Origin of the sequence: Flavobacterium sp. ASW18X, assembly GCF_005144745.1 — a bacterium.
Lineage (GTDB): Bacteria > Bacteroidota > Bacteroidia > Flavobacteriales > Flavobacteriaceae > Croceivirga.
Window position 1 is genome coordinate 1 of sequence record NZ_SWKK01000035.1, and the last position, 17486, is coordinate 17486.

General features: G+C 36.4%; 9 protein-coding genes and 1 CRISPR repeat array. Of the genes, 5 read left to right on the forward strand and 4 right to left on the reverse strand.

Annotated elements, in window-relative coordinates; all coding sequences use genetic code 11:
- On the reverse strand, positions 1-4200 hold a 4200-nt coding region (locus FBT53_RS15635), incomplete at its 3' end, for a Calx-beta domain-containing protein (RefSeq protein ID WP_304993450.1).
- A 310-nt stretch (positions 4201-4510) separates the two neighbouring features.
- On the opposite strand from FBT53_RS15635, the gene FBT53_RS15640 reads away from it, so the two are divergent.
- Complete coding sequence (locus FBT53_RS15640; RefSeq protein ID WP_136952128.1) at positions 4511-5059, forward strand: ClpP family protease; 549 nt, start codon at positions 4511-4513, stop codon at positions 5057-5059.
- A gap of 125 nt (positions 5060-5184) precedes the next feature.
- Here the strand turns inward: FBT53_RS15640 and FBT53_RS15645 are convergent, their stop codons facing one another.
- Genes FBT53_RS15645 through FBT53_RS15655 form a run of 3 tightly spaced genes read right to left on the reverse strand, consistent with a single transcriptional unit; the run spans position 5185 to position 8148 of the window.
- Positions 5185-6726, reverse strand: a complete 1542-nt coding sequence (locus FBT53_RS15645; protein ID WP_136952129.1) for a cryptochrome/photolyase family protein — start codon at positions 6724-6726, stop codon at positions 5185-5187.
- Positions 6716-8035 carry a DASH family cryptochrome gene (locus FBT53_RS15650; protein ID WP_136952130.1) on the reverse strand — a complete coding sequence of 440 codons (1320 nt, stop codon included), beginning with the start codon at positions 8033-8035 and terminating at the stop codon, positions 6716-6718. Before FBT53_RS15650 ends, FBT53_RS15645 begins: the two co-directional genes overlap by 11 nt.
- Positions 7996-8148 carry a DUF2256 domain-containing protein gene (locus FBT53_RS15655; RefSeq protein WP_136952131.1) on the reverse strand — a complete coding sequence of 51 codons (153 nt, stop codon included), beginning with the start codon at positions 8146-8148 and terminating at the stop codon, positions 7996-7998. The genes FBT53_RS15650 and FBT53_RS15655 overlap by 40 nt, the downstream gene beginning before the upstream one ends.
- A 123-nt stretch (positions 8149-8271) precedes the next feature.
- On the opposite strand from FBT53_RS15655, the gene FBT53_RS15660 reads away from it, so the two are divergent.
- The 4 genes from FBT53_RS15660 to cas2 all read left to right on the forward strand — a co-directional run bounded on the left by FBT53_RS15660 (position 8272) and on the right by cas2 (position 15431).
- Positions 8272-9633, forward strand: coding sequence for an NAD(P)/FAD-dependent oxidoreductase (locus FBT53_RS15660; protein ID WP_136952132.1), 1362 nt, complete (start codon positions 8272-8274; stop codon positions 9631-9633).
- A 284-nt stretch (positions 9634-9917) separates the two neighbouring features.
- Complete coding sequence (cas9, locus tag FBT53_RS15665) at positions 9918-14162, forward strand: type II CRISPR RNA-guided endonuclease Cas9 (protein ID WP_136952133.1); 4245 nt, start codon at positions 9918-9920, stop codon at positions 14160-14162.
- Positions 14163-14165: 3 nt separating this feature from the next.
- Positions 14166-15059, forward strand: coding sequence for a type II CRISPR-associated endonuclease Cas1 (gene cas1 / locus FBT53_RS15670; protein WP_136952134.1), 894 nt, complete (start codon positions 14166-14168; stop codon positions 15057-15059).
- Between the two features lie 66 nt (positions 15060-15125).
- Entirely contained in the window at positions 15126-15431 is a 306-nt protein-coding gene (cas2, locus tag FBT53_RS15675) for a CRISPR-associated endonuclease Cas2 (protein WP_370324240.1), read from the forward strand.
- 108 nt (positions 15432-15539) lie between these two features.
- Positions 15540-16706: a CRISPR direct-repeat array (repeat unit 32 nt; unit sequence CCTGTGAATTATCCATAAAAATATAGAACTGA).
- The last annotated feature ends 780 nt before the right edge of the window (positions 16707-17486 follow it).

Below are 17486 nucleotides of genomic sequence, written 5' to 3' on the forward strand. Positions count from 1 at the left end.
GGTCACATTAAAAGTAGCGGTTACACCCACACCTTCCGTAACGATAACATCGGTTTGTAAAATAGAAAGACCTTCGGTGCCTGTGCTGTCATCATCATTGATGATACCATTAGCGGTAGCATCGTTAATGGGCACTAACGGATTGGTAGTGCTGTTCAAGGTAACGGTATAGGCTTCTTGCGGTTCAATGATACCATCGTTTATGATATTCACAACAATCTGTTGTACCTCACCATCATTACCCGCAAAGGTGATAGTTCCATTAGTGATAGGGGTGAAGTCTGTTGCGGTAGCCGTACCGAAAGCGGTAGAGAAATCTACATCGAAACCAGAAGCATAATCCCCAGTTAAGGTCACATTAAAAGTAGCGGTTACACCCACACCTTCCGTAACGATAACATCGGTCTGAACAATAGAAAGACCTTCCGTACCCGTGCTATCATCATCATTGATGATACCATTAGCGGTAGCATCGTTAATGGGCACTAACGGATTGGTAGTACCGTTCAAGGTAACGGTGTAGGCTTCTTGCGGTTCAATGATACCATCGTTTATGATATTCACAACAATCTGCTGTACCTCACCATTATTACCCGCAAAGGTGATAGTTCCATTAGTGATAGGGGTGAAGTCTGTCGCGGTAGCCGTACCGAAAGCGGTAGAGAAATCTACATCGAAACCAGAAGCATAATCCCCAGTTAAGGTCACATCAAAAGTAGCGGTTACACCCACACCTTCCGTAACGATAACATCGGTCTGAACAATAGAAAGACCTTCTGTACCTGTGCTGTCATCATCATTGATGATACCATTAGCGGTAGCATCGTTTATAGGCACTAACGGATTGGTAGTGCTGTTCAAGATAACGGTATACGCTTCTTGGGCCTCGATAATAGCATCATCCAAGATGGACACCACGATTTGTTGTACTTCACCATCGGTACCCGCAAAAGAAATAGTTCCATTGGTAATAGGTGTAAAGTCGGTGGCGGTAGCCGTACCAAAAGCGGTAGAGAAATCTACATCGAAACCAGAAGCATAATCCCCAGTTAAGGTCACATCAAAAGTTGCGGTCACGCCCACACCTTCAGTTACGATAACATCGCTTTGTATTATGGATAAACCTTCCGTACCTGTGCTGTCATCATCATTGATGATACCATTAGCGGTAGCATCGTTGATAGGTACTAAACTACCATTAGAAGTGTTTATGGTTAACGTAAGTTGCTCTTGACCTTCAATTATATTATCATTAATAATAGTTACTGGAAGGTTAATAGTATCATTAGCTCTTGTGCCTGCAGGGAATGTAATTGTGCCAGAAGTATTAGCTACCGTATAATCTGCTGGTGTGGTTGCAGTACCATTGGCAATTACATAATTTACATCAAAAGCATCTTGTATATCGGGACCAGTATAACGAATGGTAAAGTTGGTTGTGCCTTCATTTTCTGAAACTGTAAAACCTTCTGCAGATAAACCTTGATTAGCGCCAAAGCTTTCATTTTCTTCTATTGTACCTACACCATTAACATCTACTAGCGGTATAAGAATATTAGAAGGATTCAATAATCTAATGTTTACGGTTTCGTCTTGCTCTAGTAGTAAATCGTCAATTATATTGAGTGTAACCGTTTGGGTATCTCCATTCTGAGTGTTTGCAGGGAAGGTAAGCGTACCTGTATATGCATTTGCATCTATTGTGTAATCTCCCGGGCGAACAGCTGTTCCATTGGTTACTTCATAATCTATGGTAAAACCGTTTTGAATGGTAAGTCCTTTGTATGAAACTACAAATTCTGCAGTACCCACATTTTCTGGGACATTAAAATCAGATACACTAATCCCTAGGCCAGGAGCAAAATTGTCATTGTCTAAAATACGTAAAACACTGCGTTCTAGATTAATGCTTACCCTTCTTGGCCCCGTTCCATATTTTGTGTTCTCAGCGGAATTATAAGACTTTACAATTTCAAATTCTTCCGTAGGTTCAAGAATGTTATCATCTATAGTAGGAACAGGAATAAATAGTTCTGTACCAGCAACTGAGCCTTCTGGAAAAGACACCGTAGTAGAAAAGCTATTAAAATCGGCTCCATCTGTAGCTGGGTCTGTGGAATTTGCTTTTTCTTGAAATAAGGCATCTAAAAAATATTCGTCTTCTATACCTACATAGGTGCGGCCGTCGGAATTTTGACCTGTAGATAAGAAGAAACGGTATTGAATATCATCACCTTCAGTTGCACTAAAGTTCCCCCCAACTATATAAGCTACATCGGTATCTATTACGGTGGCAATAGCCTTGTCATCCGCTAAGGTAACGTCACTAGTAGGGTTGCCAATACTTACTGTAAAAGTTTGTTCTGTAGCTTCTGCCCAATCATCATCAATAGCAACAATACCCACAGTAGCAGAACTAGCATTGGCAGGTATAGTTACATTGGCAGGTTTGGTATAATCATCATCTGTAGTGGTATCATTGCTATAACTAACGTCAAAACTTACCGGATTGCTCAATATATGGCTAGATGTTACAGTAACAGGTATGGTATTTCCTTCTTCTGCAGCACCGTCTGTTATTCTAATATTTGGTTTGATGGTAAATTGTGTGGGGTCGTAATTGGGTAAATTACAATCATCAAAGGAGCCAGAACTAACGCTGGTCTTTTCTGTGGAATTGATAGCACCGGTATAGGTTGCAGATGCCTGCAAAGCAAAATTATCTAAACAACCAGGGCAGGGGTCTTTTACGTGTACTTCAAAATCTAAATTATAGCTAGGAGAAGTAATATCAGTAGCTCCATCAGGTACAGCTATTGTTAGTACTCTTGTGGCTGCATTAAAGCTGTACGTAGTACCAGCGGGACTACTAGCGTCCCCAATAAAATCTAACTGTTCTGGTAAGGTGGTTGTGATGACCAAGTTTCTAACATCATCATTACCTGTGTTGTTCACCGTTAAACGTAATATGGGGTTGTCTCCAGCTTCTAAGAACGTATTGTTATCTTCCGTAGTTAACTGCATGGAGCCAACGTTAGGCTCAAAAACTTCTATGCTTAGTCCCGTTAAATATACACCATAGGTTTCTTGGGTAGAGGTAATCCTTAATCTAGCCGAAGTTTGGTTGTTGCCAATAATGTTATTAGCTGTGTTTTTTAATTCAAAAATCCCTGCGTCAAATCCTAATGTATTGGTACTTGCGGGTGTTCTATCTAAGAAATCTGTATTCTTTAAGGTGATTCTACTATTAAAGAAATTGGCGGTATCACGAACAACGTTTGCACCCAAGCCCTCTGTCATTTCGAACCATTGGTTGCTGGTGTCTAATATTTGAAAACGGTCACCAGTAATATCTCGGTCACCTTCTAAGGCCCCAAAAATAATATCCGCATTTACTGGTCCACTAGGAACGGTCTGAAAACCAGAAAAGGTAAACTCCGTTTCGCCTTCTGTTTGTGTGGTATGTACATATCCATCAAAAAGAGTAACATTTCTAAGGTTTAAAGTTTCGTTTTCATACACAAAAACAATTTGCCAACCACCAGAGGTACCTGTCCTATTATTTAAATGGGATTGCAACCTACCTTCTGTAGCTTTTACATTAGCTACTTGATAAATGCCAAAAGGGTCTGCCAAGGCATCTACCTCTGCAGTAATATCTTTAACACAAACGTAAGGGTCGTTTACAAAGTGGGTGTCTCTACCCCTAAATATTACTTCATCTGCATCAACAGTGCTATAGTTGGATTCTCCTGGAAGCCTTAATTTTACTTGTCTAAAATTCCAGTTAGGCTCTGCTCCACCTGTACCTGCAATGGTATCTGTAGCCGTTGTTTCATACTCCTTATCCGCAGCAGCCCAATACAGCAGTACTTTTTTAAAGTTGTAACAACTTACATCGGATAATGGATTTTTAAATTCTGCATTGGACGAATTAAAAGTGGAATTATCCGAGTCAATATCCACGAACACATTATCCTTAAAATTGTGATTTCCATTTTCTCCATTATAATCGCCAGTAGCTGTTCTAGAAAGTACAGTATTGGCAATCATGGTAACATCCCCATTTATGGTTTCTGAATACCTAGCAGAGAAAGGTGTTTGTAGCTGCGCAACTAAAAATTGTTGTGTAAGCAACGAAAATATTGCGAAGATAGCAAGTCTCAGCCTGTAATTTTTAGCGATGTAATTTTTTCCCATAGGGGTTAAGTTTATTTGTTCTGGTGTAAATTGATTTGGGTTTCAATTCGGGTATAAAATTAAACAGCCCGTTACCTAATCGATAAAATACACGGTGTTTGTGTGGTTTATTTCGTTAAAATCACAAAATCTGTTAACGGATAAATGTTAAAATTAGTATTAATTTGTTGTGAATCAATTGCTCTTTGTGGTTAACGTTTGGCATAAGAATTAATGTAAGAATTTGTAGGAAGGAAAAATTATTAGCTTGATTTTAGTTACTGTAAAGCGGATTATTTTAATTAATTTTGAAGTCTAGATAGTTTATATTATGAGTGCTAAAAAAGGAAAAGTACAAGATCTTATACAAGAGAAATTACTGGAAGACAGAAAAGTTTTCCTTTGGGGAATGGTTAATGATGATTCTGCCAAACATGTAGTGGATAGGCTTTTGTATTTAGATATGATCAGCAACGAAGAAATACAATTGATTATCAATAGTCCTGGAGGTTATGTTACTTCTGGTTTCACTATTTATGATACTATAAAGCAAATTAAGAGTCCGGTTTCTACCGTTTGTTCGGGACTAGCAGCATCTATGGGGTCTATTTTGTTATCTGTGGGTGAAAAGGGGAGACGTTTTATACAACCCCATGCCAGAGTTATGATTCACCAACCTAGTGGTGGCGCTCAAGGACAGGCGTCTAATATAGAAATACAGGCAAGAGAAATTATTAAGACCAAAGAAATTGGGGCACAGATTTTAGCAGATAATTGTGGGCAATCTTTTGAAAAAGTAATGAAAGATTTTGACCGTGATTACTGGATGGATGCCAAAGAATCTTTAGAATATGGAATTGTAGACGGCATCTTAGAGTAGTAAAGTTTACCGTTTAAAAATGAAAAGACCTTCATAAACAATTTATGAAGGTCTTTCTATATATAGACGCTCTCGCGGAATAGTTCAACTTATATACGTATGGAAGTACGTTTTGGATGTTTTGTCTAAAAATTATCAGGATTTTTAATAATTTCTTGAGCCCGCTCTTTTAATTGGGCAAGTTCCGATGCATTTTTCTTTTCTAATAGATTTAGCATCATGGCCATTCGCTGATTGTCTTTAAAATACTCTTTTTTGTCGTCTAAAAAGTTCCAATATAAGGCATTAAAAGGGCAAGCATCTTTTTCCGTTTTTTTAGTGTGTTTGTAATGGCAACCTTTGCAGTAATTACCCATTTTATTAATGTAATTGGCACTACTTACATAGGGTTTGGTAGCCACTATGCCGCCATCTGCAAACTGACTCATGCCTCTGGTGTTGGTAATTTCTACCCATTCTATCGCATCTATATAAACACCTAAATACCATTGGTCTACTTGGTCTGGGTGCAATTGTGCTAGTAATGAAAAATTACCAATTACCATTAAACGTTGTATGTGGTGCGCATACGCTGTATCCAAACTCTGACCAATAGCATGCTTTAGACAGTTCATTTTTGTATTGCCTGTCCAGAAAAATTCAGGTAGCTTGTTGGTGTTGTCTAATTTGTTCAGATTGGCGTAGTTTGGCATTTCTTTCCAATAAATACCCCTCATATATTCTCGCCAACCCAAAATTTGTCTTATAAAACCTTCTACTTGAGAAATAGCTATCTGTTGGTCCTCATCATAATAACTATCTAATACCTTGTTTATAACCTCTTTTGGAGAAACCATTTTACTATTCATGGCAAAAGAAAGGCGAGAGTGGAATAGAAAATACTCCTGGGTGTGTAATGCATCTTGATAATCTCCAAAATGTACTAGTAACTCTTTGCAAAAATGATTGAGTACGGCAAGACTGTCCGCTCTAGAGGTAGGCCAGCTTAAATTATTATCTGGAATGTTACCAAATGTAACTATGCCTGCGGCTTCAATCTCTGCTAACAGGTTAGTTGCGTCTTTTCTAAAGCCCCTTTCGTGCGGAATTTGGGGTGCTCCGTTCCATTTTTTTCTATTGCTATGGTCAAAATTCCATTTGCCACCCTCTGGTTGTTGGTCTGCTGCCATCAAAATATGGTGCTTTTTACGCATCATGCGGTAAAAGCTTTCCATCAGCAAGTTCTTTTTTCCTTTAAAAAATTCTTCTAGGTCTTTACGTTTGGTATAAAAGTGTTCGGTGTCCTCCACGCTAGTATCGCAACTAAGTTCCTTGCAAATATTTAGTAATTGCTGGTCTAGCCGGTACTCATCTGGCAATTGATAGGCAAAAGAAGCCGCTTGGTGTTTGGATACCTCTTGCGTTATTAATTCATTTAAGTTTTGCGGATTATCCTCATCATTAATTTTGTAGTATTTTACCTGGTGCCCTTTTGTGCTTAATTCTTCTGCAAAATTGCGCATCGCCATAAAAAAGGCAACCACTTTTTGTAAGTGGTGTTTTACATAGTCTGTTTCTTGGCGCATTTCTGCCATCAGGTAAAGTACGCTGTCATCCGTACTACTAAACCAGTTGTGCTTACTATTAAGTTGGTCTCCTAAGACCAATCGTATCGTTTTAATTTTCATGTAGCCAAAGGTTTTGATACGTGTTTTGTGGGTCGTAGCGTTCTGCTTGCAATTTGGTATTGAATTTTCGATTGCGGGGGTCGTTACCTACACCACTAACATATTGCCAATTGCCCCAATTGCTATGTACATCATAATCTATTAGTTGCTCTTCAAAATAAGCTGCCCCAATACGCCAATCTTGTTGCCAAGTTTTAGACCAATAACTTGCAACGTTTTGTCTTCCCCTGTTGCTCATCCAACCAGTTTTGGCAAGTTCTATCATATTGGCATTTACAAAGGCATCTGGAGTGTTTCCATCTATCCACTGTTGCTTTTTTCTATCGTTCAGGTGCCAATCATACGTCCTGTCCATAAAACCACTTAAATAGAATAAACGGTCGTTATATTTTAGGCTAGCGTATTTAAAATAATCGCGCCAAACCAATTCAAAAAATAACCAGTAGGTACTTTGATTTTTAGTAATGTTTTTCTCAAATTTTTGAATTTCCCAGTATATTTCTACTGCAGAAATACTTCCATTTGCCAACCAAGCAGATAATTTAGAACTGTAATCTATTCCTAAAAGTCCATTTCTTGTTTCCTTATAATGGGCTAAATTTTCAGTTTTATAAAAATAATGAGCAATACGCTCTTTGGCTGCAGTACTGCCACCACTAAAGGGAAAGGCTGTATTTAAGTTGGGTTCAAAGTCAGAATAGCCTAAATCTTTTAGCGTAGGAATTTGGTTGTTTTCTGTGGTGAAGTAATTAGAAGGGGCCTTTGGACTGCACTCGGAAATTGGTCTTCTAACCGTGGCATATTTTTCGCACTTTTTTCTAAAAGCCGTAAAAACATTAGGGATGGTATCAAAGTTAGGATAGGGAATATCGTCTGGGTGAAATAAAAATTGCGAGTACGACTCATACAAGGTCACGTTCTCTGTAAGTTGTTCCTTTACTTGCTTAAGACTATCCACTTCTTCCTTAGTCCACTCTTTCTGCAAATAAATGGTTGTTATATGGTGTTTGCTTACTAAGGCAGGGATATACGTTTCTGGACTTTCAAGGACAACAAATAAAGTAATGTTCAATGCTTTGAGCTGCGCTTTTAAATCTACAAGCGACTCTAATAAAAACTTGGCGCGGTATTTTCCCATTTTTGTAAAACCGAAGGAAGATTTTTTAAATAGCAATGGGTCCAAGCAATAAACGGCTATTGTTTTAGTGTGCTCGCAAGCTTTTACCAACGAAAGTTGGTCTGTAACTCGCAAGTCGTTCCTAAACCAGACTAGCCCAGTACCTGATTTTTGTATTTGTTTTTGCTGCATTTTTTGCTACAATATTTTACATACTCCCAATTACGTTCCCATTTTTTACGCCAGCTAAATGGCCGGTTACAAACAGGACAAATTTTAGTAGGTAAGTGGGATTTTGAATGCAATGGATTAAAATGTTTAATTAAAACAAAAATATATTAAACAAAATAAATCTTTGCCAATACCATGTTATTATTTGTTCTTACATTTAACGATTAATTAAACTCCGCTCCCATAAACAGGAATTAATGAAGCAGCAAGCAGCAAAAAATATAGCCATAATAGGTTCAGGATTAGTCGGTTCGCTATTGGCTATTTATTTAAAACGAAAAGGACATCAGATTACTGTTTTTGACAGGCGACCAGATATTAGAACGGTAGAGTTTTCTGGGCGTTCTATCAATCTTGCAATGAGCAATAGAGGCTGGCAGGCGCTTAGAGAAGTTGGTTTAGAAGATGAAATCAAGAAAATTGCAATTCCGCTCTATCAAAGAGCCATGCATGTAAATGACACACCTGTTTATTACCAAAAATACGGGAAAGAAGGCGAGGCTATATGGTCTATTTCTAGAGGTATTTTAAACCGTAAGATGATAGATTTAGCAGAGGAGAACGGCGTGGAATTTAGATTCAATGAAAAAGTTTGGGATGTAAACCTGCCAGAAGCAAAAATCTATACGGGCGAAACGGAAAAAGGAGAATGGAAAGAATATGCCTATGACCATATTTTTGGTTGTGATGGGGCATTTTCTAGAGTGCGCCATAAAATGCAGCGTAGAAGTAGGTTCGATTATTCTCAAGATTTTATAGATGTAGGGTATAAAGAGCTCACCATAGCACCCAATGAAGACGGTAGCCATAAACTGGATAAAAATTCCTTTCACATTTGGCCCAGAGGTAAGTTTATGCTAATTGCCATGCCCAATTTAGATGGTAGTTTTACGTGTACGCTGTTTTTACCTTTTGAAGGGGATGTATCTTTTGAAACCTTAACCACAGAACAAGAGGCTAAAGACTTTTTTAAAGAGTACTTTCCTAACGTACGTAAAGAGATAGAAGATTTAACTAAAGATTTTTTTAAAAATCCTACGAGTGCAATGGTGACTATGAAATGTTTTCCTTGGACGTATTGGGATAAAGTAGCCTTGGTAGGGGATTCTGCCCACGCCATTGTGCCGTTTTACGGGCAAGGGATGAATGCCGGTTTTGAGGATATCTATGAGTTACACCAACTGATAGAAGCGAATGGAGACGACTGGGAACAAATTTTTAAACAGTACGAAAAGAAACGCAAGCCAAATGCGGATGCTATTGCGGAGTTAAGTTACCGTAATTTTATAGAAATGAGTAGTAAAACCGCCAACCCTATGTTTTTACTCCAGAAGAAAATAGAAAAAAAGTTTGCCGCGGAACATCCAGATAAATGGACACCCGTTTACAGCAGGGTTACCTTTTCTAACAGACCTTATGCAGAAGCTTTAGAACTAGGAGATGCCCAAGAACGTATTATGCAACACGTAATGCAACTCCCCAATATAGAAGAAGAATGGGACAGTAAAAAAGTCACAGATACTATACTGCGGTTGATAGCAGCTGCAGACTTAGCATAAAAAAAGCCTTCCAATTTTGGAAGGCTTTTTTTTTATAGCCTCATAATACACTAAGGACAATTTTTTAAAAGAATTACTCTTTGGTGTAAGAAAAAACACTACTTTGTAACTGCCAAATTTAGATTTGGACTTCCCCCATAAATATTAAGGTCATTAAGTTGGAGTTAAAAACTCTTTTAGTAGTTGAAAAAAAATCCCACGGAGTACGCAGGATTTAAGATTTTTCTTCGGCTTATAGCCTTATTGTGAAAAGCTTTCAGGCTTCTAATATACAAAAATAATATATGAGCAACTTAACTTTAGGAATTGACCTTGGTACCAACTCTATCGGTTGGGCAATAAGAGATATCACGGTAAAGGACAACCAAATAATTAAAAAAGGTGTTTTAATTTTTGATAAAGGGGTTGGCGAAGAAAAAGGCATCGAGTTTCCTAAAGTAAAGAAGCGTACAGAAAGTAGAGGAAAGCGTAGAAACTATCAAGCTGAAAAATATAGAAAATGGGCGTTGCTAGAGTTTTTAATTGAACAACAAATGTGTCCCTTAACTTTAGACGAATTAAATAGCTGGAGAAAATACACAAAAAAAGAAGGACGAAAATATCCGCAAACCGAAGCATTTATCAATTGGTTGCGTTTTGATTTTAATGGAGATGGAAAACCCGATTTTCATTTGTTTGGCGGTGACAAGCACGAAAGTTATTATTTGTTTCGAGCAAAAGCGGTTAGTGAAGAAGAAAATGATGGAAAGGTCTTTAAGAATAATCCAGAAATTCTAGGGCGTGTATTTTATCAGCTTGTGCAAAGACGTGGCTTTAAAGGTAGAGACGAAGAAGAAGCAAAAACTATGCTCAAAGGCTCAAAAGATGGTACAACCAAAGGGAGAGATGCTATTGCAGATTATATTGAGCAATACAAAAGTTTAGGAGCCGCTTTATATCATTATCAAAAGGAAAAATCAAGTGATACTGAAAAAATTAGAATTCGGCAACGTTATAACCTGCGCAGAGATTATGAAAACGAGCTTAAATTAATTTGTAAAACTCAAAATCTAAACAACGACTTTTATTCAAAATTACATAAAGCCATTATTTGGCAGCGACCACTACGCACCCAAAAAGGTTTGGTAGGACTCTGTACCTATGAGAAAAACAAACGAAGAGCCCCTGTAAGCCATCCGTTGTATGAAGAATATCGCACTTGGGTTTTTATCAATAATTTAAAAATACAAGCACCTGAAGGTTGGGAACAGAGTACATATTTAAAGGAAATAATCTACCCTATGTTTTACAAATCGGGTAACGATTTTAGCTTAAGTACCATCTTAAAACAACTGAATAAAGACGGGGCAATTATTAATTCTGGTTATTCTAATCGAGACAAAACAAAAGTGCTTTCCGCCAAATTGCTTAAAAATTTTGAAGACCTTTTTGGTGATAAGTGGAAAAATGAGCTTGGTTGGGATGAGGCCTTTGTGCGAGAAGAACGACCCAAAAAGAAAACTACCACTCGTTATAGCTTTGAAGATGTTTGGCATATACTAAGCACCTTTGATAGTGAAGAAAAGTTAAAAGAGTTTGCATTAGAGAAATTGAAGCTCAGTGAAGAAAAAGCCAATAAATTTTCTAAAATAAAACTACAGCAAGGTTACGCTACATTGAGTCTTTCTGCCATAAAAAAGATTCTCCCTTATCTTAAAAAAGGATTTATATATTCTAAAGCGGTGTATATGGCTAATATTCAAAAGGTACTGGGAACACATGAGGTTTCTACCGGATTTATTGACCATTTCTCTAGTGAGATTGATGTAATATATAATGAAGTTGCTACTAAAAGAAAACTCAATAATGTTTTAAATGGATTATTTAAACACGAACTAGTATCGGAAGGTGATTATCATTTAAGCGAAAATGAAGATTTAGATGTCTCGGACCGTAGTTTGATAAAACAAAAATTGATTGATGAACTCGGTGAAAAGACTTGGAAAGAAACAAATACAGAGGAACAAGAAAGCTATTTAGATTATATAGCAAAAGAATATAAGTCCTTTTTACAGAAACCTTTTCAGGCTAAAAAAGGCGCATTTATTGAGCAGCCCCGTATTCATCAGAATATTTTTAATTATATACAAGAACACTATGAGGTAGCTGATGAAAACATAAAATTTTTATGGCATCCATCTGAACAAGAAAAATATCCCAATTCATCAATTTACGAGAAGGTAGAACTAAAAAGCAAAACGGTTTATATCAATGAAAATGAAGTGGAAACCTTTTTGAAAAAGAATCCAAGTGCAGAGCTTGAAGGAATTTCACTTAAATTGTTAGAAAGCCCAGAACCTATAAGTAAAGGTTTTAAAAACCCTATGGCTTTAAAAACACTTCATAAGTTAAAGCATATATTAAATTATTTATTGCAGACCAATCAAATAGATGCGCATACAAGAATAGTAGTTGAAATAGCAAGGGAACTAAACAACGCAAATTATCGAATTGCACTAGAAAGGTGGCAAAACCAACGAGAACGTGAGAATAACATCTTTAAAAAAACCATTGAAGAAATAAATAATGAAACTGGTACTACTTATAACTCCGAAGATAAAAACTTAATTAGAAAAATTCGCCTATGGGAAGAGCAAGGAAAAAAGTGCTTGTATACTGGAGACACTATAAACAAAAGCGACTTGCTCAATGGTGAACATTTTGATATTGAACACACCATTCCTGCAAGTATAAGTTTTGATAATGAGCTAAAAAATTTAACCCTAGCAAACAAAAATTATAACGCCAATGTAAAAGGTAAAAAATACCCAACACAGTTAGATAATTACAATACAGAAGGTGTATTTAACGGTAGAACAATACAACCTATTATAAAAAATATTGAAGCCATTTTTGGCAAACGAACGCTTGAAAAGAAAACCGTGAAAAAGCGCGGCAAAACGGAAGAAGTTACCGTAGTTCAGTGGAGTAAGATTACAGATTTAGAAAAGCAAATAGATGAATACGTTAAAAAAACAAGCTATGCCAGTACAAAAGAAATAAAGGACGCATTTATTCAAAAGCGTCATCAATTAAAGTTTGATCTAGACTATTTAAAACAAAAATTACAAACTTTTACTGTCGAAGAGTATAAAGCCAATTGGCGTAATAGTCAATTACGAGATACCCAAATAATGACAAAGTATGCTGTTTCTTACCTAAAAACAGTATTTAATAAAGTTGAAGTACAAAAGGGAAATGTTGTCAATATTTTCAAAGAAGTATATCGTGTAAAATTGTCTAGTGACAAAAAAGACCGCTCTAAGCACAGTCACCACGCCATAGACGGTGCTATCCTTACTTTAATACCCAAACCAGCATATCGTGACGAAATCATTAAGAAATATCAATTAGAAAAAGATAACCGTACAGGTAGAACCTATCATGAGAAGCCAGTAGATTGGGCAGATTTTACACCAAGTTTCATCAAAAATATTGAAAAAGAAATCCTCATCAATAACTTAAAAGACTACAGAACGCTCACACCAACTTTTAAAAAGGTTAGAAAACGCGGTAAAATAGATTATGATGATAATGGAAATGTAAAATGGGCAAAAGGCGATGCAATACGTGGGCAATTACACGGCGAATCTCTTTATGGAGCCATAAAACAGCCAAAGCGTGATGATTTGGGTAAAATCATTTTTGATGAGAATAAAAAAATGCAACTTGAAGATGAGGTAAGACTTGTAATAAGAAAACCACTCTTGTACGCCAAAGACGCTGCTAGCCCAGGGTTTAAAAAACTAGAGGACATAGAAAAAGTTATTGTAGACCAAGCGCTTTTCCAGATAATAAAAAATCAAGTTTCTAAATCCGAAAGCTTTAAAGACGCTTTAGAAAAAGGCATATATATGCTTAACAAAAAAGGAGAAAAAGTAAATAGAATAAGGCATATTAGATGTTTTGATAGATTAAAACACGCAACGGCGGTTCAGCCTCATCAACATACTTTTGTTTCAGATAAAGAATACAAACAAACAACCTATGCACAAAATGGTGAGAATGTTTACTGCTTATTTTACAAAGGAAATGTAAAAGGTAAAGAAGAACGGGCTATTAGCATTATCGGAATTTTTGACTTAGCAAAACTTGACATTCAAAATGAAAGAGAGTTTTTTGAAATCCCACATTTTAATTCAGTAGTTAAGAAGAAAACGCAATTACCCTTATACGCTGTTTTAAAGGCAGGACAGAAAGTTATTTTTTATAAAGAAAGTTTGCAAGAACTTACAGAGTTGACGAAAGAGGAATTATCACAGAGAATGTATAAAATGTATCAGTTTGAGTCTGATGGAAGAATAAAATTTAAACATCATATTATTTCAGGAAGTAACACAGATATTAAAAAAGATTATGGAGAAAAATCATTAATGCATTTTGATGATTTTTCTCCTCTTTTAAGAATAACATCAAGTGGCTGGAATTTTGCTATAGAAGACAAGGATTTTGAAATGAGGTTAGATGGAATTGTAAAATGGAAGTTTTAAGCTATGATTAAGCGCACTTTATTTTTTGCTAATCCCGCCTATTTGAGTACCAAAAACGAACAAATGGTCGTCAGTTTTCCAGAAGAGGACAAAAAAGAAACTAAAATCCCTATAGAAGATTTGGGCTATGTGGTGCTAGAAAACCAGCAGATTACCATTACCAATGGTTTGCTAATGAAGCTGGTGCAGAACAAAACGGCGGTTATTAGCTGTGACCAACAACATTTGCCCTGTTCATTTTTTCAGCCCTTAGTAGGCCATACGGAACAAACGGAACGTATGCGCCATCAATTAAATGCCAGCCTTCCCTTAAAAAAACAATTATGGCAGCAAACCGTTACTGCCAAAATAGAGAACCAGGCACAACACCTTTTACTACAAGGTAAAAATGCGTTGAAATTAAAACGTTGGGCAAAAGACGTTAAAAGTGGGGATACGGATAACCATGAAGCTTATGCAGCAGCCTACTATTTTCAGAATTTATTTACGATTCCAGCTTTTAGCCGTAACCAAAAGGGGATAGCCCCTAATAATTTATTAAACTATGGCTATGCCATACTTAGGGCGGTAACAGCAAGGGCATTGTGTAGTAGTGGGCTTTTGCCTTCGGTTGGTATTTTTCACCGTAATAAGTATAACGCTTTTTGTTTGGCAGATGATGTTATGGAGCCTTACCGGCCCTTTGTAGATGCTTTGGTGTATGATATTGTGGAAACCGGTTGTCAAATAGAAGAGCTAAACCAGAATTTAAAAGCAGCATTGTTACGTATACCCGCTATGGATGTGATGATAGACGGTAAACAAAGCCCATTAATGAATGCCATGAGCCGTACCACAAATAGTTTATATGAGTGTTATGCGGGCAGTAGTAGAAAGTTGTTGTATCCTAATTTTTAAGGAGTACACGTGCCATTATAAACCATGGAGGAACATCGTTTTCAAAGGTTAAACCAATACAGAAGTATGTGGGTTTTAGTTTTTTTTGATTTACCAACAGAGACCTTAACCGAGAGGAAGTATGCGGCTAAGTTCAGAAAGCAGTTGCTAAACGATGGTTTTTCTATGTTTCAGTTTAGTATTTACCTACGTTTTTGTCCTAGTAGAGAAAATGCAGCGGTGCATATAAAACGAACAAAAAATGCCTTACCTAAAAAGGGAAAAGTAGGCATTATGCAAATTACGGATAAACAATTTGGGATGATGGAACTATTTCATGGGCAAAAAGAGCAGCCACCAGAACCACCAAGCCAACAGTTAGAACTATTTTAAAACCCAAAATGTGAGGTTTGGTGCAAGCAAGACCAGATTTTTAAGCCTGATTTTTAAATTCTAATTACGCTATTAAACACAAGAAAACCAGCTTTTTGCAGCTGGTATCCTGTGAATTATCCATAAAAATATAGAACTGAAAGCAATTCACAACGATGAAAATGGCGATTACGTAGGGGGTAATCCTGTGAATTATCCATAAAAATATAGAACTGAAAGCAATTCACAACTAAACACTTACGGAACTATTGAGTTAAATACCTGTGAATTATCCATAAAAATATAGAACTGAAAGCAATTCACAACGTGGTAGATGGTAATGGAAAGTCTATTAACCTGTGAATTATCCATAAAAATATAGAACTGAAAGCAATTCACAACTTGCATTACTCTTAATTTATTTCTGTTCTACCTGTGAATTATCCATAAAAATATAGAACTGAAAGCAATTCACAACTAATAAGCGTTTTATATTATGAGAGAAAAACCTGTGAATTATCCATAAAAATATAGAACTGAAAGCAATTCACAACTACAGGTAGTAAAAGCTTTACCAAAAGAGTCCTGTGAATTATCCATAAAAATATAGAACTGAAAGCAATTCACAACCTTTGATTGTTGGGGTGCTTCTTGGACCCCCTGTGAATTATCCATAAAAATATAGAACTGAAAGCAATTCACAACTGCTAGTTGGAGCTATGAATATTGTGGGACCTGTGAATTATCCATAAAAATATAGAACTGAAAGCAATTCACAACCCTAAAATGGGTGGGCATTATTATGATGGCCCTGTGAATTATCCATAAAAATATAGAACTGAAAGCAATTCACAACTCGGGTATGGTCATACCGGAACGGCTCGACCCTGTGAATTATCCATAAAAATATAGAACTGAAAGCAATTCACAACCCCAGCAAGTAGACACAATATAAATGCAGCCTGTGAATTATCCATAAAAATATAGAACTGAAAGCAATTCACAACCTCCAAATCTAATTGTTATGTCGGCAAAACCTGTGAATTATCCATAAAAATATAGAACTGAAAGCAATTCACAACTCCGTCTTCTGTCGGTGGTTCCGGCCAAGACCTGTGAATTATCCATAAAAATATAGAACTGAAAGCAATTCACAACCAACAACAACGGTTAGTTTAATCGTAGCATCCTGTGAATTATCCATAAAAATATAGAACTGAAAGCAATTCACAACTTTTTATGCTTATAATTCAGGGATGTAGTTCCTGTGAATTATCCATAAAAATATAGAACTGACCGAGCGTAGCGACCGATGCATTCCTGTAAAAAAAAAAATAACAAGCCATGCATAAAGCAATTACTCACAAGTTGGTAGTTTTTGCCTAGGGAGTTCGTGAAGCTGCAAGCAGCTTTCACAACAGTTTGCCGTATATCAATGAACATCTGTTTAGCTCATCATAAAAATATAGAACTGAAAGCAATTCACAACTCTTCATCAGCAGTAGCAGTTACAGAAAACCTGTGAATTATCCATAAAAATATAGAACTGAAAGCAATTCACAACTAACACCATATCAAACGTTAATGAATTAGACCTGTGAATTATCCATAAAAATATAGAACTGAAAGCAATTCACAACATGTATCATTATAACTTTCTTCTATCTCATCCTGTGAATTATCCATAAAAATATAGAACTGAAAGCAATTCACAACCAACTAGAGCCAAAAAAGAACTACCGCAACCTGTGAATTATCCATAAAAATATAGAACTGAAAGCAATTCACAACTCATGGCTGCTGACACTTCAGGGTTTTCATCCTGTGAATTATCCATAAAAATATAGAACTGAAAGCAATTCACAACTTGTAATTAGTGAATTAGAATATTACAGAGCCTGTGAATTATCCATAAAAATATAGAACTGAAAGCAATTCACAACTAGTAAGTTTAACCGTGAGGTGCAAGACACCTGTGAATTATCCATAAAAATATAGAACTGACCGAGCGTAGCGACCGATGCATTCCTGTAAAAAAAAAATAACAAGCCATGCATAAAGCAATTACTCACAAGT